At 71.7% G+C, this 21,039-nt stretch carries 18 protein-coding genes and 1 pseudogene; 10 read left to right on the plus strand and 9 right to left on the minus strand.

Features of this window, described 5'->3' with window-relative positions; all coding sequences use genetic code 11:
- A partial coding sequence (locus tag ACWIF2_RS18570) for a glycoside hydrolase family 88 protein (protein WP_454361587.1) occupies positions 1 to 1,207 on the plus strand: 1,207 nt, incomplete at its 5' end.
- On the opposite strand, the gene ACWIF2_RS18575 is transcribed toward ACWIF2_RS18570, so the two are convergent.
- From ACWIF2_RS18575 to ACWIF2_RS18605, 7 genes are all read right to left on the minus strand, one after another.
- Positions 1,188 to 2,609: an aminobutyraldehyde dehydrogenase gene (locus ACWIF2_RS18575; RefSeq protein WP_454361588.1), complete on the minus strand. Its 1,422-nt coding sequence runs from the start codon at positions 2,607 to 2,609 to the stop codon at positions 1,188 to 1,190. The genes ACWIF2_RS18570 and ACWIF2_RS18575 overlap by 20 nt on opposite strands.
- On the minus strand, positions 2,602 to 3,921 hold the full coding sequence (locus ACWIF2_RS18580; protein ID WP_454361589.1) for a flavin monoamine oxidase family protein: 1,320 nt from the start codon (positions 3,919 to 3,921) through the stop codon (positions 2,602 to 2,604). Before ACWIF2_RS18580 ends, ACWIF2_RS18575 begins: the two co-directional genes overlap by 8 nt.
- A 31-nt stretch (positions 3,922 to 3,952) precedes the next feature.
- Positions 3,953 to 5,023, minus strand: coding sequence for an ABC transporter ATP-binding protein (locus ACWIF2_RS18585; RefSeq protein WP_454361590.1), 1,071 nt, complete (start codon positions 5,021 to 5,023; stop codon positions 3,953 to 3,955).
- Between the two features lie 3 nt (positions 5,024 to 5,026).
- Entirely contained in the window at positions 5,027 to 5,908 is an 882-nt protein-coding gene (locus ACWIF2_RS18590; RefSeq protein ID WP_454361591.1) for an ABC transporter permease, read from the minus strand.
- Positions 5,905 to 6,798 (minus strand): ABC transporter permease, encoded by an 894-nt coding sequence (locus ACWIF2_RS18595; RefSeq protein ID WP_454361592.1) that lies wholly within the window; start codon positions 6,796 to 6,798, stop codon positions 5,905 to 5,907. The genes ACWIF2_RS18590 and ACWIF2_RS18595 overlap by 4 nt, the downstream gene beginning before the upstream one ends.
- Positions 6,799 to 6,801: 3 nt before the next feature.
- Positions 6,802 to 7,926: a polyamine ABC transporter substrate-binding protein gene (locus ACWIF2_RS18600; protein WP_454361593.1), complete on the minus strand. Its 1,125-nt coding sequence runs from the start codon at positions 7,924 to 7,926 to the stop codon at positions 6,802 to 6,804.
- Positions 7,927 to 8,121: 195 nt separating this feature from the next.
- Positions 8,122 to 9,297: an aromatic ring-hydroxylating oxygenase subunit alpha gene (locus ACWIF2_RS18605; protein WP_454361594.1), complete on the minus strand. Its 1,176-nt coding sequence runs from the start codon at positions 9,295 to 9,297 to the stop codon at positions 8,122 to 8,124.
- Positions 9,298 to 9,597: 300 nt separating this feature from the next.
- On the opposite strand from ACWIF2_RS18605, the gene ACWIF2_RS18610 reads away from it, so the two are divergent.
- From ACWIF2_RS18610 to ACWIF2_RS18650, 9 genes are all read left to right on the plus strand, one after another.
- Positions 9,598 to 10,020, plus strand: coding sequence for a hypothetical protein (locus ACWIF2_RS18610; protein WP_454361595.1), 423 nt, complete (start codon positions 9,598 to 9,600; stop codon positions 10,018 to 10,020).
- Positions 10,017 to 11,240, plus strand: a complete 1,224-nt coding sequence (locus ACWIF2_RS18615; protein WP_454361596.1) for an NADH-ubiquinone oxidoreductase-F iron-sulfur binding region domain-containing protein — start codon at positions 10,017 to 10,019, stop codon at positions 11,238 to 11,240. The genes ACWIF2_RS18610 and ACWIF2_RS18615 overlap by 4 nt, the downstream gene beginning before the upstream one ends.
- Positions 11,241 to 11,296: 56 nt before the next feature.
- Positions 11,297 to 11,488 carry a ferredoxin gene (locus tag ACWIF2_RS18620; RefSeq protein WP_454361597.1) on the plus strand — a complete coding sequence of 64 codons (192 nt, stop codon included), beginning with the start codon at positions 11,297 to 11,299 and terminating at the stop codon, positions 11,486 to 11,488.
- Between the two features lies 1 nt (position 11,489).
- On the plus strand, positions 11,490 to 13,544 hold the full coding sequence (locus ACWIF2_RS18625; RefSeq protein WP_454361598.1) for an acetate--CoA ligase family protein: 2,055 nt from the start codon (positions 11,490 to 11,492) through the stop codon (positions 13,542 to 13,544).
- Positions 13,545 to 13,563: 19 nt separating this feature from the next.
- Positions 13,564 to 14,736: an acyl-CoA dehydrogenase family protein gene (locus ACWIF2_RS18630; RefSeq protein WP_454361599.1), complete on the plus strand. Its 1,173-nt coding sequence runs from the start codon at positions 13,564 to 13,566 to the stop codon at positions 14,734 to 14,736.
- Positions 14,737 to 14,765: 29 nt separating this feature from the next.
- Complete coding sequence (locus tag ACWIF2_RS18635) at positions 14,766 to 15,938, plus strand: acyl-CoA dehydrogenase family protein (protein WP_454361600.1); 1,173 nt, start codon at positions 14,766 to 14,768, stop codon at positions 15,936 to 15,938.
- Positions 15,939 to 15,973: 35 nt separating this feature from the next.
- Complete coding sequence (locus ACWIF2_RS18640; RefSeq protein ID WP_454361601.1) at positions 15,974 to 16,876, plus strand: 3-hydroxybutyryl-CoA dehydrogenase; 903 nt, start codon at positions 15,974 to 15,976, stop codon at positions 16,874 to 16,876.
- A gap of 47 nt (positions 16,877 to 16,923) precedes the next feature.
- Positions 16,924 to 17,535: a TetR/AcrR family transcriptional regulator gene (locus ACWIF2_RS18645; protein ID WP_454361602.1), complete on the plus strand. Its 612-nt coding sequence runs from the start codon at positions 16,924 to 16,926 to the stop codon at positions 17,533 to 17,535.
- 77 nt (positions 17,536 to 17,612) lie between these two features.
- Positions 17,613 to 18,350 (plus strand): SDR family oxidoreductase, encoded by a 738-nt coding sequence (locus tag ACWIF2_RS18650; protein WP_454361603.1) that lies wholly within the window; start codon positions 17,613 to 17,615, stop codon positions 18,348 to 18,350.
- Positions 18,351 to 18,358: 8 nt separating this feature from the next.
- Here ACWIF2_RS18650 and ACWIF2_RS18655 read toward each other — a convergent pair whose 3' ends face one another.
- Both ACWIF2_RS18655 and ACWIF2_RS18660 read right to left on the minus strand, forming a co-directional pair.
- Positions 18,359 to 19,273, minus strand: a complete 915-nt coding sequence (locus ACWIF2_RS18655) for an RNA polymerase sigma-70 factor (RefSeq protein WP_454361604.1) — start codon at positions 19,271 to 19,273, stop codon at positions 18,359 to 18,361.
- A gap of 69 nt (positions 19,274 to 19,342) precedes the next feature.
- Positions 19,343 to 21,021, minus strand: a pseudogene (locus ACWIF2_RS18660) (NAD-dependent malic enzyme).
- Positions 21,022 to 21,039: the final 18 nt, after the last annotated feature.

Consider the following 21,039-nt stretch of genomic DNA (forward strand, 5'->3'; position numbering starts at 1 on the left):
GGCCGGTGCCGTGGCGACCGGCGCTTCCGCGACACCGGCCGCCGTGGCCGCCGGCGGCAAGATCCCGGTACCGACCCTGCGCAAGCTCCGAGCGGCCGCCGACTACGCCGTGGAGAAGCTCCACGCCGTCGCACCGACTGTGACCGCCTTCCCCGTCGGCACGAAGTTCGAGACGTGGACCTACTCGCAGAGCGGCGACTGGGTCGGCGGGTTCTGGCCGGGCACGCTGTGGATGGCATGGCTCCACAGCGAGGACGAGGCCTTCCGCACGCTGGCACTGGCCTCGGCGCGGAAGCTGGCCCCACGCCAGTACGACACCGGCACCCACGACCTCGGCTTCCTCTTCTACCCGTCCTGGGTCACCGCCTGGCGGCTCACGGGCGACGAAGCCTGGCGGGCGGGCGCCTTGCGGGCGGCCGACTCCCTGATCCTGCGGTACAACCCGCAGGGCCGCTTCATCCGGGCGTGGGGCGCGCTGAACGACGAGAAGAACGCCGGCCGGGTCATCGTCGACACGATGATGAACCTCGACCTGCTGGCGTTCGCGAGCCGCCAGACCGGCGATGCGAAGTACCTGGACATCGCCGTGGAGCACGCGAAGACGACCCGGCGGGTCTTCCCGCGCCCGGACGGATCGACCCCGCACGTCTACGACTTCGACCCCAAGAGCGGCGCGCCGCTCGGCCCGAACACCGTGCAGGGGTACAGCCCCACGTCGTGCTGGTCGCGCGGGCAGGCGTGGGGCCTGTATGGATTCACCACGATGTACCGGAGGACCGGGAACCGGGACTTCCTGGCCACCGCCCGCAAGCTCGCGGACTTCGCGATCGGAGCACTCACCCCGGACCACGTCCCGGTGTGGGACTACCGGGCTCCCCAGCAGCCGCACGACATCAAGGACGCGTCGGCCGGAGCGATCACGGCCTGCGGTCTCCTCGACCTCTCCGCCGCCACCGGCCGACAGGCCTATCGCGAGGTGGCGTTACGGCTGCTCACCGGCCTCTCGGAGACCTGCTTGACGCGGAACTCGGCCCGAGCGGAAGCGGTGGTGGCCCGCTGTACCCGCCACCGCCCGAACGAGGACGGCATCGAGGTCTCCCTCCCTTACGCCGACTACTACCTGCTGGAGGGCATCCTGCGGGTCCTGCGGCCACAGGACGTCGACCGGGCGATCGACCTCTCCTCGGTCACAGCATCACATGCTTGACCTGCGTGTAGTCGAGCAGACCGGTGAGCGAGAGATCGCTGCCGTACCCGGAGTGCCGCACGCCGCCGTGCGGCATCTCCGACACCGTCGTGCCATGGGTGTTGACCCAGACGATGCCGGTCCGCAGCGCGCGGCTCGCCCGCATGGCCCGGTCGTGGTCGCGGGTCCAGACGCTCGCGGCGAGCCCTTGGGGGACGCCGTTGGCCAGGCGGAAGGCCTCGGACTCGTCGGCGAAGGGCTGGACCGTGACGACCGGGCCGAACACCTCGCTCTGTACGATCTCGTCCTCCTGCCGCGCTCCGGCGACCACCGTGGCCCGGTGGAAGTAGCCGGAGCGGGGCAGGGCCGTGCCGCCGGTGACGATCTCGGCGTGGTCCGGAAGCCTGTCCAACAGGCCTCGAACTTGGGCTAGTTGCGCTGCATTGGCGAGCGGGCCGAACGCGGCCCGCTCGTCGTCCGGCGCTCCGGGCCGCAGGTCGGCGGCCCGTTCGGCGAAGCGGGCCAGGAAGCCGTCGTGGATCCGCCGGTCGACCAGGATCCTGGTCGCGGCCGTGCAGTCCTGCCCCGCGTTGTAGAACGACAGCGACGCCAACTGCTCCACCGCGTCGTCGAGATCGGCGTCCGCGTGGATCAGCACCGGCGCGTTGCCGCCGAGCTCCAGGTGCAGCCGCTTCAGGTCAGTGGCCGCCGCGGCGGCGATCTCCTGCCCCGCGCGGACACTGCCCGTGACGGCCACCAGCCGCACGTCGGGATGGCCGACGAGGGACCGCCCGGTGTCGCGGTCACCGCACACGACGTTGAGCACACCGGGCGGCAGGTGCTCGGCGGCCACCCGGGCCAGGAGCACGGCCGAGGAGGGCGTGGTGTCGGACGGTTTCAGGACGACCGTGTTGCCGGCGGCCAGCGCCGGGGCGATCTTCCACACGGCCATCATCAGGGGATAGTTCCACGGGGTGATCTGGGCACAGACGCCGACCGGCTCACGGCGCAGCACGGAGGTACGGCCCGGCGTGTACTCGGCGGCCGCCGCGCCCGGCAGATTGCGGGCGGCTCCCGCGAAGTACCGCAACACGTCCACGATGGCGGGCAGTTCGTCACCCAGGAACAGGGCGCGCGGCTTGCCCGTGTCGGCCACCTCGGCGCTCGCCACCGCACCGGCGTCCCGCTCCAGCGCGTCGGCGATCCGCAGCAGCGCGGCCTGCCGCTGCGCCGGAGTCGTCACCGACCAGCCGGGAAAGGCGTCTTCGGCCGCCCGGCAGGCCGCGTCCACGTCCTCGGGGCCGGAGAGCGGGGCCGTGCCGTGCGGGAGTCCGGTGGCCGGGTCGATCAGCCGCAGGGTGGCGCCGGAGGCCGCCGGTACCTCCTTGCCGCCGATATGGTTCAGGCGGTCGTTGTCACCCACGTCGCAGTGCCTCCTCGGCGGCGGCGCGGCCGGTGCGGACGGCGCCCTCCATGTATCCGGCGACCCACTGGTCGGAGCCGCAGACGTAGAACGGCGGTTCATGGGTGCCGTGCAGCGGGCCGACCGCCATGACCTCGCCCGGCGGCCACTGGGTGACATAACCCTGGGTCCACGGGTCGGTGCCCCACAGCCGCAGATGGCAGGAGGCCGGGCGGAGCGCCTCGTCGCCGAACATGCCGGCCATCTCGGCGAGCAGCTCGGGCGTGCGGAGCTGGGGCGGGGTGCCGAGCAGGACGCCGTAGCGCTCGGGCGGGATCAGGGCCGACAGGACGCCCTCGTTCTGCGGCCAGGTGCTGCCCAGCACGCCCTCGGCCTCCGACAGTCCGTTCAGATCGGCCTCCCGCCAGAAGGGACGGTCGTAGACGGCGGCGAACTTCGCCGCAGTCGCGTGGCGTTGCCGGTGCAGGGAGGCGAGCCTGGCCTCGCTGACGCCGCTGATCGCGACGGACCGCAGCGGGCCCACCGGGAGGGCGCTCACCACGGCGTTCGCGGTGAGGATCTCGCCGGTGGCCAGGCGTACGGTGCAGCGGTCCGGGCGGATGTCCAGGGCGGCGACGGGGGAGCCGAGCCGGATGCGGCCTCCCAGCTCGCGGCCCATGACCTCGGCGAGCGTCGCCGAGCCGTCGGCCAGTCGCAGTCCCTCCCAGTCCTCGTAGTCGTAGTCGCCCGTGCCCGGCCCGGGGACCGCCGCGCTCTTGCGCAGTGCAGCCAGCAGGGAGATCCGCTCGTAGGAGCCGCCGGCCAGGGCGAGCTGGCCGATGTCCCACAGGCGCACCACGGCGGGCGTGGCCTGCCGGGAGCGCAGCCAGTCGGCGACCGACAGCCGGTCCAGTGCGGTCGCTTCCGGATGGGACCAGGGATCGTCGGGGTCGACGGTGGCGGCCAGGGCGCTGAACTCGGCGCTCAGGCGCTGGTGCAGGGCCGTGTCGCCAGGACCGAACCAGTGCGGCGGATCACCGGCCGAATGGCCCTCCGGAGTGGCCCGGGTCATGCGGCCTGGTTCGGCGACATAGCTGGGAACCAGTTTCAGGCCCAGCTCCTCTGCGAGCCGGAGATAGGCGGAGTGCCCGTGGCCGACGACCTCACCGCCCAGCTGGACGGTACGGCCGTCGGGCGTGCGGGTCTGCTCGACCCGGCCGCCGACCCGGTCCCGGGCCTCCAGGACGAGCACGTCGGTACCGGCGGCGGCCAGGTCCCGGGCGGCGGAGAGTCCCGCCAACCCGGCACCCAGCACGATCACGTCGTGATGCATGGGTTCGCTTTCGTCTCGGATGCCGGGGCGTTCAGGCCAGGACCAGGCAGTGCTCGGGCCGCCACCCGAACTCCACCGTCTCGCCGCCGCACCAGCGGTCCTCCATGCGCGCACGGTCCGTGTTCTGCTCCAGCACCGACAGCGTGACGCCCGGGGCGAGTTCGATCAGATAGGTCGTGGTCGGGCCGCTGTAGACGGTCTCGCGGACTACACCGCTCAGCATCGACATACCGGGCTCGAAGTCCGACAGCCAGATCTTCTCGGGGCGTACGGACACGCTGACGGCGGTGCCGTCCGCGATCTCGGAACGGGGGCCGACGGGCAGGGCGGGCCCCTTCTCCAGGGCCACCTCACCGCCCCGGTAGGTGCCGGTCATCAGGTTGGAGGTCCCCATGAAGGAGGCGACGAAGCCGGTGGCGGGGTGCTCGTAGATGTCCTCGGGCGTGCCGCACTGCTCGATGCGGCCCCCGTTCATCACGGCGATCCGGTCGGACATGGTCAGCGCCTCGTCCTGGTCGTGGGTGACGAAGACGAAGGTGATGCCGACCTCACGCTGGATCTGCTTCAGCTCGACCTGCATCTGCCGGCGCAGCTTCAGGTCCAGGGCGGCCAGTGGCTCGTCGAGGAGCAGGACGGCCGGACGGTTGACCAGCGCGCGGGCCAGCGCCACGCGCTGCCGCTGACCGCCGGAGAGCGTGCCGGGCTTGCGGTCGGCCAGCCCGGCGAGCTGGATCAGCTCCAGCATCTCGCCGACCCGCCGCCGGATCTCCGCCTTGGCGACGCCCTTGCGCTTGAGGCCGAAGCCCACGTTGTCGGCGATGCTCAGATGGTCGAAGAGGGCGTAGCTCTGGAAGACCGTGTTGACGTTGCGCTTGTTCGGCGGCAGCGCCGTCACGTCCTCGCCGCCGAGCAGCACCGATCCCTCGGTGGGGTCGCTGAACCCGCCGATCATTCGGAGCGTCGTGGTCTTGCCGCAGCCGGAAGGGCCGAGCAGGGAGAAGAAATGGCCGGCCTCGATGTCGAGATCGAGCTGGTGGACGGCGTAGGAGTCGGCGAACTGCTTGGAGACGCCGTCGAGCCGGACGGCGGGGGTCGCGTCCATGGATCACTTCCCGGAGAAGAGGTCGAGGCCGCCGCGGCGGCCGAAGAGGCGCGGGATGAACAGGGCCAGGGCGATCAGGGCGATGGATCCCGCGAGCATCAGGGTGCCGACCGCGTTGATGGTGGGCTGCACCCCGAAACGGATCGCCGAGTAGATCCGCACCGAGAGGGGCTGCGGGTCGACGCCGGTGGTGAAGTAGGCGAGCACGAAGTCGTCGAAGACCAGCGCGAAGATCAGTACGGCACTCGCCAGCACCGCGGGCAGCAGCGCCGGCAGGGTCACCAGCCGGACCGCCTGCCACCGCGTGGCACCGAGGTCCATCGCGGCCTCCTCCACCTCCGGGTTCAGCGCGGCGACCCGCGAGCGCAGGACGACCGTGACGTACGAGATGGAGAAGGTGATCTCGGCGAGCATCACCGTGCCCGTGGACAGCGGCACGCCCAGTCCCTTGAACAGGAGCATCGACGCCACGCCCGTGACGATCTCCGGCGTGATCAGCGGCACCAGCATGATCAGGCCGGCCAGCGAGCCCAGCCGGGTGCGGCACCGGACCAGGCCGAGCGCGAGCGCCACCCCGAGGACGAGCGAACCGGCCATCGCCACCAGGGAGATGCGCAGACTGGTGGTGAGGGACGCGATGAGGACGTCGTCGTGGGCGAAGGCGCGGTACCAGCGCAGGCTGAACCCGTCGAACACCGTCAGGGACTTCACGGAGTTGAACGAGAACAGCGCCACCACGGCGATGGGCAGGTAGAGCAGCGCGAAGAACAGCCCGGTGACCGCGACCAGGACACGGGGCCTGCGCTGGGCCCGGCCGCGTCGCGTACGGGTGCGGGCAGCCGGTCGTGCCGGGGCGGTGGGGGAGGGGAGCCGGAGCAGGGTCATCGGCGTGCCTCCGCCTCGTCCTTGCGGGTCCGCCGCAGATAGCCGAGCATCCCGATCAGCAGGACCAGCATCAGCAGCATGGTGAGGGCGGAGCCCAGCGGCCAGTTCTGGCCCTGGAAGAACTTGTCCTGGATGAGGTTGCCGATCATGATCTGGTCCGGGCCTCCCATGAGCTGTGCGCTGACGAAGTCGCCCATCGCGGGCAGGAAGACCAGGACGAGCCCGGCCGCCGCGCCCTGCCTCGTCGCGGGCAGGGTGACGAAGAAGAAGGTGCGGACCGGTCCGCCGTACAGATCGCGGCCGGCCTCGATGAGGGAGACGTCCAGCCGTTCCAGGGCCGCGTACAGCGGGATGATCATGAAGACGACGAAGCCGTAGACGAGTCCCGCGACCACGCCGAAACCGCTGTTGAGGATCTTCGTGCCGGCGTCGGCGACACCCACTGCGCGCAGGGTGCGCAGCACGGGCCCGTCGTCGGAGAGGACCACCGACCAGCCGTACATCCGCACCAGGTAGTTGGCGAAGAACGGCACCACGATCGCGGCGATCAGCGCGTGCTTGTACCGCCCGCCGTGCAGGGCGATGGTGTACGCCACCGGATAGGCGATCAGCAGACAGATCAGACAGGTCAGCAGCGCATAGCCGAGGGAGCGGGCCAGGACCTCGGTGTAGGCCGGGTCCGCGAGGGCGCGCACACCGGCGAGGTCGAAGCCGAAGCGCGGGTTGCCCAGCTCGTCGGTGGTGCCGACCGCCAAAACGGCGACGAGGATCAGCGAAGCGATCAGGAAGCCGGTCATCCAGATGGTGCCGGGCAGCATCAGCCAGGTCCAGATGCGGGTGCCGTCGGCATCCCGGCGGCGGGTGCGGGAGGAGGGGCGGAGCAGTGCCATGTCTCAGCCCGCCTTCACATGGGTCCAGGCGGTGTCGCGGGCGTCCTCCGCCGCGCGGCCGCCGTTGCGGAAGAACAGGTCGGCCTTCAGGTCCGCCTCGGTGACGAGGCACTCGGGGAAGGGCTCGACGAGATCGGCGTAGACCTTCTCGGCGCCCGCGACCGGCATCGGGTAGCCGATGTACTCGATGTTCCGCTTCACGTTCTCCGGCCGCAGCATGTAGTCGATGAACAGCATCGCGGTGCCGGGGTGGGGCGCGTTCCAGGGGATGGCGTAGCAGTCGGAGTTGACCGGCGAGCCCTCCTTGGGGGCCTGGAATCCGAACACGGACGGGTCCTCGGCCTGGTTGAGCATGGCGGCCATGTCGCCGCTCCACGCCTGCTGGATCAGCGCGTTGCCGTTGAGGAGGTTGTTGTAGCTGTCGCTGGAGAAACCGCGCAGCCGCGGTCGCAGGGTGTCCAGCAGCGAGGTGATCCGGTCGAGGTCGTCGGTGCCACCGGAACTGACGTCGAGGCCGAGCGTGAGCGCGCCCATGCCGAGCACCTCGTCGCGGTCGTCCAGCAGGAAGACCTTGCCCTTGGCGCGGTCGCTCCACAGGTCCCGCCAGCTGTCGGCGAGTTCACCGATCCGGTCGCGACGCCAGCCGATACCGGTCTTGTACGTCGTGAAGGGAATCGTGTGCGCGGAGCCGGGGTCGTACCAGGGGTCGGCGAAGTAGCTGTACGAGCCGAACACGGCCTGAGAGTTGGTGAGGTGGGAGTGGTCGATACGGCGCAGCCGGCCGCCGCGGACCAGGCGCTGGGCCCATTTGGCCGAGGGGAAGACGATGTCGTAGCGGTTGCCGGCGTTGAGCTTGGCGACCATGCCCTCCATCGAGTCGAAGTTCGACTGGACGACCTTGACTCCGTACTCCTTCTCGAAGCCCTTGAACACGGCCGGGTCGACGTAGTCGGCCCAGTTGAAGTAGACGAGATCACCGTCGACGCGCGGCTCGACCGGGGCGAGCCGGTCGGCGTCGGGTTTCTTGGCGGGCATGAACCCGCAGCCGCCGGCCGCGGCGCCCAGCAGGCCGCAGGCGCCCGCCCGCAGCACGGCACGGCGGGACGGCGGTATTGCCTCGGGGAACATGGAGCGTCCTCTCCGTCGAGGAACGGCACAACTCCAGGGCGGGACCGGCTGGTCGGCTCACTTCAGGCCCTGATTCCGCAGTGAAGACCGGTCTGGGGAGGTGCGTACGCGCAGGTCAGAGGGCGCGCGATAAGGACGACGGAAGCCGGAAGGCGGCGTCGCGCGGATGCGGTGAACTCGCTGCTCCGAAGGGCTTCACCCGGTGGTTCCCTCCAGGTCCTCCCGGACCCGGCGGGCGAACCAGCCGACCGCCGCCTCGCGCTGCGACAGGGGACCCGGCTCGAAACCGGGGGTGCCCATCCCGGCCTGCACCCGCTCCACCAGCTCGGCGTCCTCGTCGTTGGTGACCCAGCCGATGTGGATGTTGAGCCGCCGGGCCAGCCGGGTGCGGACGTCCTCGCCGAGCTTGGTGTAGAAGGCGCCGGGGATCGCCGCCCGGTCCTGGGCGGTGGGCAGGGCGGTCCACGCGAGCACGTGGTCAGGGTAGAAGTCGATGAGCGTGTTGGGATAGATCACGGCGTACCGCCACACCCGCCGGTCGGCCTCGGCCAGCCCCGGCATGGGAGCCGCCAGCCGCTGGTAGAGCCGCTCGGTCCAGTTCGAGGACGGCTTGTCGCGCAGTGGCGACTCGAAGAGTACGTAGTTCTCCCGCACGTCCACCGTGTACGCCTGGTAGTCGAGCAGTCGCATGAGGGAGGGGTGGGCCACGGGGACGTGGTAGCCCTCCAGATAGTTGTCGACGATCACCTTCCAGTTGGCGTTCTGCTCCTCGCCGCCGGCCAGATCGTGGATGCGGTGCTTGCCGACGGGCACGAGACCGGGCCCCGCGTAGCGCCCGACGGCCTCGGCGAGCCCGGCACAGGTCTCGGAGAGCGGAGTCGCCTCGAGGTCGAGGTTCACGAAGACGAAGCCGAGGAAGGACTCGACATTGACCGGGTACAGCCCGAGCCCGGGCTTGTCGAGGCAGGGGATCCGGCGGGCCTCGGGGGCGCCGACCAGCCGTCCGTCCAGTTTGTAGGTCCAGCCGTGGTACGGGCAGCGGATCGCCTTGCCCGACTGCTCGGGGGCGGAGACCAGGCGGGTACCGCGGTGCCGGCAGACATTGAGATGGGCCGCGAGGCCGCCGTCCTCGGTCCGGACGACCAGTACCTCCCGGCCGGCGGCGGTGGCGGCGAGCCGGGCGCCGGGCCCCGGCAGGTCGGACTCGTGGCAGACGAGCTGCCAGGACTTGGCGAAGATGCGGTCGGTCTCGGCCTTCGCGATGGCCGGATCGGTGTAGTAGCGGGCGGGCAGCGCTTCCCCGGGGTGCTCGAGCGGCGACTCCGGTGGGGGAGACGCGGCGGTCTCTGCCCGGGTGGTCGAGGGGTGCATGAGGGGTCCTCCTCCGCGCCGCCATGGGCGGCGATGGGCGGTGAGGCAGGTCAGGCTGACTGATTGGTTAGTCAGAGTGGGGCCGCCGGGAGGGCAAGTCAAGACTTGTGGGCTGACTGATTAGTTAGTTAGTCTCGTGGCAGGCGGATGGCCGGGACCCGAGGACGGATGCCCACGCACACCCCGCCCGTACAGCTCCCCCGCCCCTCTCGCCACGGCGCCGGAGCATCCCCTCTCACGTCATCGCCGCGCCACCCCCGTCTGCGGATCACCGGAGACGGCGCGACCCCGGAGGCACGCATGAGCGCTCGCCGAAGTCTGGTTTGGCTCGGCCTCACGCCCGAGCCCGAACAGGAGCTGCCCACCGCGGTGGCCGCCCTGCGGGCCCGGGCCGATGGCCGCCCGCCGTCGCCCCTCGTCGCCGCCGAGCGGCGGCGGGTCGAGCGGCTGGTGCTGCGCGGCACACAGCGCGGCTGGCTGCGCTACCTCGGCGAGGTCACCGAGCTGGTCGTCGAAGCAGCCGCCACCGGATCCGGGACCGCCGATCCACGAGCAGCGCTGCTGGCCGGCGAGGTCGTCCTCGACCACCACCGCATGCTGATCGGCCTGCCCGGGTCCGGCTACGACCGCACTGCCACGCAACGGCGCGAGCTGGAGCGGGCGTTGGTCAGGCTGAGGTCTCACGGGGCCCTGGGACACTCCGAGCTCCGGAGCACCCCATGACCGACGTGTTCTCCCTCCTCCCCGAAGGCGTCCTCGTCCCCTCGCCCTCCGGCGCCGAGGACCTCTCCCGATATCTCGCCGGGGGCGGCTACGCGCCGTTGCCCGCGCCCGACCGGCTGCTCGACCTGATCGGCGCGGCGGGGCTGCGCGGCCGCGGTGGCGCCGGCTTCCCCGCCGCCGTCAAGCTCCGCGCCGTCCGGGACGCACCGGGCCCGCACGTCGTCGTCGCCAACGGCGAAGAGGGCGAACCCGGCTCCGTCAAGGACCGCTGGCTGCTGCGGCACCGGCCGCACACGGTCCTGGACGGACTGCGGCTGGCCGCGGCCGTCACCCGGGCCGGACGCGGCTACGTGTACGTCTCCGACGCCCCGGCCGAGCAGGCCGTCCGGCGCGCGCTCGCCGAGCGTCCCTTCGACCTGCGCCTCGACGTCGTACGGACGGAGCACACCTACGTCGCGGGGGAGGAGACAGCGGTCGTACGCCGCATCGACGGCGGCCCGGCCCTGCCGACCGCGAAACCACCGCGCCCGTTCGAAAGCGGTGTCGGCGGTGCGCCCACCCTCGTCGCCAACGTGGAGACCCTGGCCCGTATCGCGCTGATGCACGCGCGGCCCGACGCCACGGCCCTCGTCGCCGGCGCTCACCTGGTGACCCTCTCGGGTGCCGCCGACGCGGCGCTCGTCGAGGTGCCGGCCGGTACGCATCTGAAGGTCCTCGCCGACCTCCGCGGATACGGCAGGGCGGAAGCGGTCCTGCTGGGCGGCCTGTTCGGCGGTCTGTACGGCGAGGGCTGGACGGACCTGCCGCTCGACCAGGACCACCTGCGCGCGGCCGGCGGCGCGCTCGGCTGCGGGGCGCTGCACTTCCCCGGTCCGGAGGACTGCCCGCTCGCCGTGGCCGTCGAGGCCGTCGCCTATCTCGCGGCACAGAGCGCCCGGCAGTGCGGGGTGTGCGTCTCCGGCACCGGGGCACTGGCCAGGACCCTCGCGGCCGTCGCACGCGGCGAGGCCGGCCATGACGCGGTCGGCAAGCTGCGCCGCTGGTCGGAGCAACTGCCTGGCCGCGGGGCCTGCGGGCTGCTCGATGCCGCCGTCCGTATCGCGGGCACCCTCCTCACCCACTTCCCGGACCGGATCGACACCCACCGCCGCCCCGGCTGCCCCGCCTGCGCGGGCACCGCACCCGAGGACGGGCGCCGCTTCACCGTGCCGGTGCCCTGAACCCCACCCCGCCCCCGCTATGGCCCCGGCCTCCGGCCGCTCTGAAAGGACCCGCCATGAAACTCCTGCTGGACTCCACCCGCTGCCATGGCTACGGCCTCTGCCAGGAACCCGCACCCGAGCTGATCGAACTCGACGAGTGGGGCTACGCGCAGGTCCGCCCCGCCGAGGTGCCGGACGGCGCCGAGGACAGCGCCGAGGCCGCCGTCGCCGCCTGCCCCAACTCCGCGCTGCGGCTGGAGAAGTGACATGGGACGTGACCTCTCGGCCCTCTTCGACCCCGTCTCCGTCGCCGTCGTCGGAGCCAGCGACGACCCGGCCAAGTACGGCCACGCGATAGCCGCCCAGGCCGTCCGCGCCGACGGTCGCCGCCCCGTCCACCTGGTCAACCGCCGCGGCGGCACCGTGCTCGGCCGTACCGTCGCCCCCAGCCTGAGCGCGGTCGGCGAACCCGTCGACCTGGCGGTCGTCTCCGTGCCCGCCGCCGGCTTCGAGGACGCCGTCGACGAGGCCCTGCGGTGCGGGGCCCGGGCGATCGTCGCCATCACGGCCGGATTCGCCGAGACCGGCGAGGCGGGGCGGACACGGCAGCAGGCCGTCGCCGAACGTGTCCGTGCCGCCGGTGCCGTGATGGTCGGGCCCAACTGCCTGGGGATCGCCGACAACACCACCGACCTCTTCCTGGCCTCCGACACCTTCACCCCCGGCGGTGTCGCGCTGCTCAGCCAGAGCGGCAACCTCGCCCTCGAACTCCAGCTCCGTTTCCGCCCGCACGGCCTCGGCTTCTCCCGGTTCGTGTCGCTCGGCAACCAGGCCGACGTCACCCTCGTCGACCTGCTCGCCGACTGCGCCCGGCACGAGGGCACCCGGGCCATCGCGGTCTACGCCGAGGACTTCGGTGACGGACGGGCCTTCGCCGAGGCGGCCGCCGACGCCGGAAAGCCGGTGGTGCTCCTCACCGCCGGGCGCGGGGACGCCTCGGCGCGCAGCGCGCAGTCGCACACCGGTGCGCTCACCACCTCGGCCGACGTGGTGAGCGCGGCGTGCCGGGACGCCGGTGTGGAACTGGTCGCCAGCCCTCGTGAACTCACTGTCGCGATCGCAGCGTTGGGCGGCGGACGGCGGGCGAAGGGAGACCGGGTCGCGGTGCTCACGGACGGCGGCGGGCACGGTGTCGTCGCCGCCGACGCCGTCGAGGCCGCCGGACTTGCCGTACCCGAACTCCGGGAGCCCACCAGGCAACGGCTTCGTGAAGCCCTGTGGGAACAGTCGGCCGTCGCCAACCCGGTGGACCTCGCCGGGATGGGCGAGCAGGACCCCGGCTCGTACGCGGAGACCGTCGCCGCGCTGCTGGCGGCCGAGGAGGTCGACGCCGTGCTGATGACCGGCTACTTCGGCGGCTACGCGGCCGCCGAGGGCGGACTCGGCGGTGGTGGTGCTGCCCTCGCGGCCGGGGAACAGGACGCCGCACGCCTCATCGCCGCACGGTACCGGGCCACCGCCAAACCCATCGTCGTGCAGTCGATGTACCCCGAGTCCCCGAGCTGCCGCACGCTCGCCGCCTTCGGCATACCGGTCTTCGCCGCCACCGAGGACGCGGCCCGCGCCCTCGCCACGACGGCTCCCGCCGGACGGCGCACCGGGGTCACTCCTCTTCCCCGGCCGGCACCCCAGCTCCGCAAGAGCGGCTATCTGGAGACCCGCAGAGCCCTGGAGGAGGCCGGACTCGCCTTCCCCGCCGCCCGTGAGGTCCACGACGAGGCAGAACTCCTGGCCGTCACCGAGAAGTTCGGAGGCCCGTACGTCCTCAAGGCCCTCCACCTCCTGCACAAGTCCGACGCCGGGGGAGTGGCACTCGGCCTGGCCGGACCCGGCGAACTGCTCGCCGCCTTCCGCGAGATGCACGCCCGGCTCGGAGCCTCCTCCTACTCCGTGGAGGCCATGGCCGACCTGACCGACGGCATCGAGCTGATCGTGGGCGTCAACCAGGATCCGCGCTTCGGTCCCGTCGCCATGGTAGGTCTGGGCGGAGTGCTGGCGGAGGCACTGCACGACGTCGCCTTCACCCTCGCCCCCGTCTCCGCCGACCGGGCCGAGAGCCTGCTGCGCGGACTGCGCACCGCCGCCCTGATCGACGGGGTGCGGGGCAGGCCACCCGTCGACGTCGCCGCCGCCGCGAAGGCCGTCGAGACGATCACGGCCTTCGCCGCCGCCCACCCGGAGATCGCCGAGATCGAGGTCAACCCCCTTCTCGTACGCCCCGACGGCGTGCTCGCCCTCGACTCCCGAGCCGTACTCGCCTGACCCACTGGAAGAGGCCCCCATGGACATGCGCTACACCCCTGAGCAGGCCGACCTCAAGCGTCGCGCCGCCGACTACGCCCGGCTGCTCATGCGGTACGAGGACCAGTCCGAGCAGGCCGGCGGACCCCTGCCGCAGCAGCTCGTCACCGAACTGACCCGGGCCGCCATGGATGCCGGTGTCTACGCCATCAACATGCCCGCCGAGTGGGGCGGCGCCGGACTCAGCCTGCTCGACCAGGTCATCGTCGAGGAGGAGTTCGGCAAGGTCACCAACTGCCTGTGGGACATTCCCTGGCGGCCCGCCAATGTGCTGGCCTACGGCGACGAGCGGCAGTGCGAGAAGTACCTGCTGCCCGTGATCCGCGCGGAGAAGTTCGACGCGTTCGCGGTGACCGAGCCGGGCGCGGGATCCGACCCGTCCTCAGGCACCTCCACGGCCGACCGCACCGACGGCGGCTGGGTGCTCAACGGCGAGAAGTGGTTCGTCACCTGCGGCGACATCGCCGACTTCCTGCTGGTGCAGGCGGACGCCGGACCCGAGCGGCGGCCCACGCTGTTCTTCGTGGACCGGGCCGCGCCCGGTGTGGAGATGACCAGGGTCCCGCACTTCATGCACTCCGCCGTCAACGGGCACCCCGAGTTCACCTTCACCGACGTCTTCGTGGCCGACGAGGACGTGCTCGGCGGCGTCGGCAACGGCTACGAGCTCACCAAGGAATGGTTCACCGACGAACGCCTGATGATCGCGGCCCGCACCGTCGGCGCCGCCGAGCGTGCTCTCCAACTGGCCCGTGACTGGGCCGTGGAGCGTGAGCAGTTCGGGGCGCCCATCGCCTCGTACCAGCTGATCCAGGGCATGCTCGCCGACTGCGCCGTGGACATCGCCGTCAACCGCGCCTACACCCACCAGGTCGCCTGGGAGGCCGACCAACCGGGCACCGACCGCAAGACGCTGCACGCCAAGGCCTCCACCGCCAAGCTCGCCGCCAGCGAGGCCGCCGGCCGGGTCGCCGACCGCTGCCTCCAGATCTTCGGCGGCCGGGGCTACGACCGCACCTACCCCGTCGAGCGCATGTACCGCGAGCTGCGCGTCGACCGGATCTGGGAGGGCACCTCCGAGATCCAGCGGCTGATCATCGCCAACGAGCTCATCAAGCGCGGCACGCGCGCCCTTGCCCTGCCCACGCCCTGACTCCCCACCCTTCATCAGCGAGGACTTCCATGGACTTCCGCCTCACCCCGCGCCAGGTTCAGCTCAAGGCCGACGCGCGTGCCCTCACCGACTTCATCGCCACGTACGAGACGCAGTGCGAGGAGGACAACGGCCTCCCCGCCGACGCGCACGCCAAGGTCCGTGACGCCGTCCTCGACGCCGGACTCCAGGCCGTCAACATGCCGGCCGAGTGGGGCGGCGCCGGACTCACCATCGCCGAACAGGTCACCGTGCAGGAGGAGTTGGGGCGACTCACCGGCGCCCTGTGGGACATGGTGTGGCGGCCCGCGAACGCGCTGCGGTTCTGCACCCCCGAGCAGCGCGAGCGCTTCCTCGTCCCGGTGATCAACGGCGAGCGGCGCGACTGCTACGCCGTCACCGAGCCCGGAGCCGGGTCCGACCCGCAGAACCTCGCCACCACGGCGACGAAGAACGACCAGGGCTGGGTGCTCAACGGCGAGAAGTGGTTCGTGACCGTCGGCGACCACGGCGACTTCATGATCGTGCTCGCGGCCGCCGGCCCGGAGCGCGCACCGACCCTCTTCCTGGTCGACAAGGACACCCCCGGCATCGAGATGACGCGTGTCCCGCGCTGGATGCACACCTTCGTCTACGAGCACCCCGAGTTCACCTTCACCGACGTCCAGGTCGGCGATGACGCCGTGCTCGGCGGCATCGGCGAGGGCTACGACATCACACGCTCGTGGTTCACCGAGGAGCGCCTGATGATCGCCGCCCGCACCATCGGCGCGGCCGAACGGGCGCTGGAGCTGTCCCGGGACTGGGCCGTGGAGCGCGAGCAGTTCGGGGCGCCGATCTCCTCGTACCAGCTGATCCAGGGCATGCTCGCCGACTGCGCCGTGGACATCGCCGTCAACCGCGCCTACACCCACCAGGTCGCCTGGGAGATCGACCAGGCCTCGGCCGAGGACCGCAAGACCCTGCACGCCAAGGCGGCCATCGCCAAGCTCTCGGCGAGCGAGGCCTCGGGCCGGGTGATCGACCGGTGTCTCCAGATCCACGGCGGCCGGGGCTACGACCGCTCGTACGCCGTCGAGCGGCTCTACCGCGAGCTGCGCGTGGACCGCATCTGGGAGGGCACCTCCGAGATCCAGCGGCTGATCATCGCCAACGAAATCGTCAAGCGCGGCACGGGCGTCCTGGACCTGCCCGGCGCCTGACCCGTACCGCCGCAGACCCGGAGAGAGGGATACGGATGACCGACATCAAGCGCGTGGGAATCGTCGGCTGCGGGCTGATGGGCGCCGGCATCGCCGAGGTCTGCGCACGGGCCGGCGTACCGGTCACGGTCGTTGAGCGCGACGCGGAGGCGGCCCGGGCCGGCCGCCTCCGCATCACCCGCTCGCTCGACCGGGCCACCGCACACGGCGGACTGACCGACGAACGACGGGAGAACGCGGACCCCCTGATCACCGTCGTCCATGAACTCGAAGCGCTGCACGACCACGACCTGGTGATAGAAGCGGTCGCCGAGGACGAGGCCCTCAAGGTCGACGTCTTCACCCGCCTCGACTCCGTGCTCGCCGGCGACCGCACCATCCTGGCGACCAACACCTCCTCCATCCCGGTCATCAGGCTCGCGGCCGCGACGACCCGCCCCGACCGGGTCGTCGGCGTGCACTTCTTCAACCCCGTGCCGGTCCTGCGCCTCGTCGAGCTCGTGCCGTCGCTGCTCACCTCGCCCGCCACCGCGGCACGGGCCGAGGAGTTCGTGACCGGCACCCTCGGCAAGGAGGTGGTCCGGACCCGGGACAAGGCCGGGTTCGTCGTCAACGCGCTGCTCGTGCCGTATCTGCTGGCCGCGATCCGCATGGTGGAGTCGGGCAGCGCCACCGTCGAGGACGTCGACCGGGGCATGGTCCTCGGCTGCGCGCACCCGCTCGGCCCGCTGGCCCTCACGGACCTGATCGGCCTCGACACCACGCGGGCCATCGCAGAGTCGCTGTACGCCGAGTTCCGCGAGCCTCAGTACTCCCCGCCCCCGTTGCTGTCCCGGATGGTGGAGGCCGGTCTGCTGGGCCGGAAGTCCGGTCGGGGCTTCCACACGTACGACGAGGAGCCGCGGCGTGAGGCCCCGGTACCGGCGGGGCGGGCGTGAGGGAAGATGGTCACGGCCCACGACCACCGAACGAGGGGAGCCGCAGGGTGTCCACCAAGGTGCGCACGGCAGACACGCGCGAGCGCATCCTGACCGCGGCGTGCGAGGTCATCGCCGACATCGGCTTCGAGAAGATCCGCATGCGCATGGTCGCCGAGCGCGCCGGAGTGTCGACGGCGCTGCTCCACTACCACTTCGACACACGCGAGAAGCTGTTCACCGAGGCGATGACCCACTCCTTCGCCCACACCGCCGTCGACCTCGAACGTGACGCGGAAACGGCCCCGGCGGCGGTCATCCTGGCCCGCATCCTGCGCAATCTGCTGCCGACCGATCCCCAGCTCCACCAGGACTGGCGGCTCTGGCAGGAACTGTGGGTCAGGGCGCTGCGCGACGAGGCCACCCGGGTTTTCGCCGTGGACCTCTACGCGCAGCTGCACGCCTGGGTGGGGGACGCGGTACGGCGCGGCATCGACTCGGGCGAGTTCACGCCGACCGACGTCGACGACCTCAGCACGCTCGTGCTGTCCCTGAGCGACGGCTACGGCATCCGCCTCATGCTGCGCGACCCGACGGTCACCCTCGACTCGGCGCTCAGCTCCGTATGGCGCCATGTCTCCACCGCACTCGGCCTGCCGGACACCGTTCCGACGGAGTGAATCCCCGCCCGCTGTCACAGACCCGGACGCCGCCCTGTCTCTCTGGTGAGTCAGCCAACCAGCGAACGGAGACAGTGATGAAGATCGTGGTCGTCGGCGGTACGGGCCTCATCGGCTCACAGGTGGTCGCGCTGCTGCGCGACAGGGGTCACGAGGCCGTGGCCGCCGCCCCCTCCACGGGCGTCGACACCCTTACCGGCGAGGGCCTCGCCGAGGTCCTCAAGGGCGCGGACGTGGTCGTGGACGTGTCGAACTCGCCGTCCTTCGACACCGCGCCGGCTTTGGACTTCTTCACCCGCTCGGCGCGGAACCTGTTCGCCGCCGAGAAGGAGGCCGGCGTCCGGCACCATGTCGGACTGTCCATCGTCGGCGTCGACCAGGTGCCCGGCTACGGCTACTACGAGGCCAAGGTCGCCCAGGAGAACGCCGTGCGCGGCAGCGGCGTGCCCTACAGCATCGTGCGCGCCACCCAGTTCTTCGAGTTCATCGCCCCGGTGATGGACATGTCCACCGAGGACGGGCAGGTGCGCCTGCCGTCCCTGCGACTGCGTCCGATCGCCTCCGCCGAGGTCGCCGCCGCCGTCGCCGAGGCGGCGCAGGGCGAGCCGTCGAACGGCGTCCGTGACATCGCCGGCCCCGAGACGCACGGCCTGGACCGGCTCGGCGAGCTCACCCTCGCGGCGAAGCCGGACGGCCGGACCGTCGTCACCGATGACACCGCAGGCCTGTTCGCGGGCATGCCCGACGTCCTCACCGGCGACGAGACCGCGCACCTCGCGGCCACCCGCTACGAGGAGTGGCTCAAGCAGCACTGAGGCCGGGGTTACGGGCGGTCGGTGAGCCTGCGTGCCGACCGCTCGTACGCCCTCAGCTTGTCCGGTGTCAGGACCCAGTAGAGCCCGTCGATGCCGTCAGGACCCACGGTGGCGCTCACCAGCGCCACGGCGGCCCCGTCCTGGGCGAGCAGCACACTGGGCTGCCCGTTGGCCTCGACGATGCCGTACTCGGCCCCGGGGAAGAACTTCTGGGCGAAGGCCGTCACCTTGGCCACACGCCCGGCCCCCACGATCTCCAGCCTGGCCACGCCGCGCATGCCGTTGCCGTCCGCGTAGGCGACGACGTCGGCCGACAGCACGTTCTCCAGCGCGTCCACGTCACCGTGTCGCGCGGCGGCCACGAAGGCGTCGAGCAGACGCCGGTGCTGAGCCGTGTCGACCGGTTCCCGGCGCTCGGCGGACAGGCGCTTGCGGGCCCGGCTGACGATCTGCCGCGTGTTGGCCTGGCTCAGCTCCAGCATGCCCGCGATCTCGTCGTACGCGTAGTCGAACGCCTCCCGCAGCACGTACGCCGCCCGCTCCACCGGGTTCAGCCGCGCCAGGACCAGCAGCACGGCCAGCTCCAGCGCCTCGCCGCGCTCCGCGCCGACCTGTGGATCGACGCTCGTGTCCACGGGCTCGGGCAGCCACGGCCCGACATAGGCCTCGCGGCGCACCCGCGCCGACCGCGCCACATTGATCGCCAGCCGGGTGGTGATCTTCGCCAGGAACGCCCCGTGATCCAGCACCGCGCTCCGGTCGGCGCCCTGCCAGCGCAGCCACACGTCCTGCACCACATCCTCGGCCTCGGACACGCTGCCCAGGACGCGGTAGGCGATACCGAACAGCCGTGGACGCAAGCGCTCGAAGGCGTCCGCCGCCGCGTTCAGTGCGTCGTCGGTGGGGGACTCTCGCTGCTCCATGGCGTGGACGCCTCCGGGATCGACCGTCGTGTCTCCGACAGTACGTCCCCGGGAGCGCCCGGATACGTCCTAGCCCTCGTAGCGGGGTGTCCACTGCGCCTGCGCGACCGCCTTGCGCAGTTCCTCCTCCGTCGCTCGCGGGGCCACCCCGTCCTCGACGGCGGCGAGGGCCGCGGCCAGGGCGATCTCACGGGCGGAGTCCCGCATCCCGGTCAGGGGCGGCAGCAGCGGCACGGGCCCGTCCTCGCCGTCCGCCGCGCGCACCGCGCACTCGGCGACGGCACGGGCGGCGGCCACGAGCATGCGGTCGGTGACGCGCGTGGCGCGGCTCGCCGTCACCGCGAGCCCCATGGCCGGGAAGACGTACACGTTGTTGGACTGCGCCACCGGCACCTCGTGCCCGTCCACCGTCAGCGGCGGGAAGGGCGAACCGGTGGCGATCAGGGCCCGGCCGTCGGTCCACCGGGTGAGGTCGGCGGGCTCCGCCTCGGAGTGGGAGGTGGGGTTGGAGAGCGGGAAGACGACAGGCCGCTCGCAGGTCGAGCCATCTGCCGCACGATCTCCTCGGTGAACGCGCCGTGCGCCGTCGACAGCCCGATCAGCGCCGTCGGCTCGACGCGGCGCACCACCTCGGCGAGCCCGGTGCCGTCCCAGCCGGCCACCTCGCTGTCGTCGCGGGCGAACTTCCGCTGCTGCGGCGTCAGTTCGTCGCGGGAGCGCACCAGCAGGCCGTCGACGTCGAGGATCCAGAACCGTGCCGTGGCCTCGTCCTCCGGCAGTCCCTCGTCGACCATGGCCGTACGGATCATGTCGGCGACACCGATGGCCGCCGACCCCGCGCCCAGGATCACCAGCCGCTGCTCGGGCAGCGGGGTGCCCGCCACGTCGGCCGCGGTGGACAGGGCACCGAGCGCGACGGCCGCGGTGCCCTGGATGTCGTCGTTGAACGTGAGCAGCCGGTCGCGGTAGCGGGCGAGGATCGGATGGGCGTGGGCGGTGGCGAAGTCCTCCCACTGGAGCAGCGTGCCGGGCAGCTCCGCCTCGACCGCCGACACGAAGGCCTCGATCATCTCGTCGTACTCGGCGCCGGTCAGCCTGCGCTCACGCCGGCCCAGGTAGCGCGGGTTGTCCAGCAGGGCCTCGTTGTCCGTGCCGACGTCGAGCAGGATCGGCAGCGTACGGGCGGGGTGGATGCCGCCGATCGCCGTGTAGAGGCTGAGCTTGCCGATCGGGATGCCCATGCCGCCGACGCCCTGGTCGCCCAGCCCGAGGATGCGCTGTCCGTCGGTGACCACGATGACGTCCACGTCGTGGTCCGGGTACGGGCGGTTGCGCAGGATGTCCCGGAAGCGGTGGCGGTCCTCCCAGCTCAGGAACAGCCCGCGCGGGCGCCGGTAGATCTCGCTGAATCGCTGACAGGCCTCACCCACCGTCGGCGTGTAGACGACGGGCAGCAGTTCCTCCAGGTACTCGGTGACCAGGCGGTAGAAGAGCACCTCGTTGGTGTCCTGCAACTGCCGCAGATAGATGTGCCGGTTGAGGGGCTTGTCGTAGCCGTGGAACGCCTCGTAGGCGCGGGCGACCTGCTCGTCCAGGGTCTCCACCGCGGGCGGCAGCAGCCCGTCGAGCCCCAGCTCCGCGCGCTCCTGACGGCTGAACGCTGTGCCCTTGTTGACCAGCGGGTCGGCCAGGGTCGTGACGGCGGGGCTCGTGGTCGTACGGGGGTGGTGATTCATGGGCTGGTCCATGAGGTGACGACTTCCCCA

Source organism: Streptomyces sp. NPDC055506, assembly GCF_053643595.1.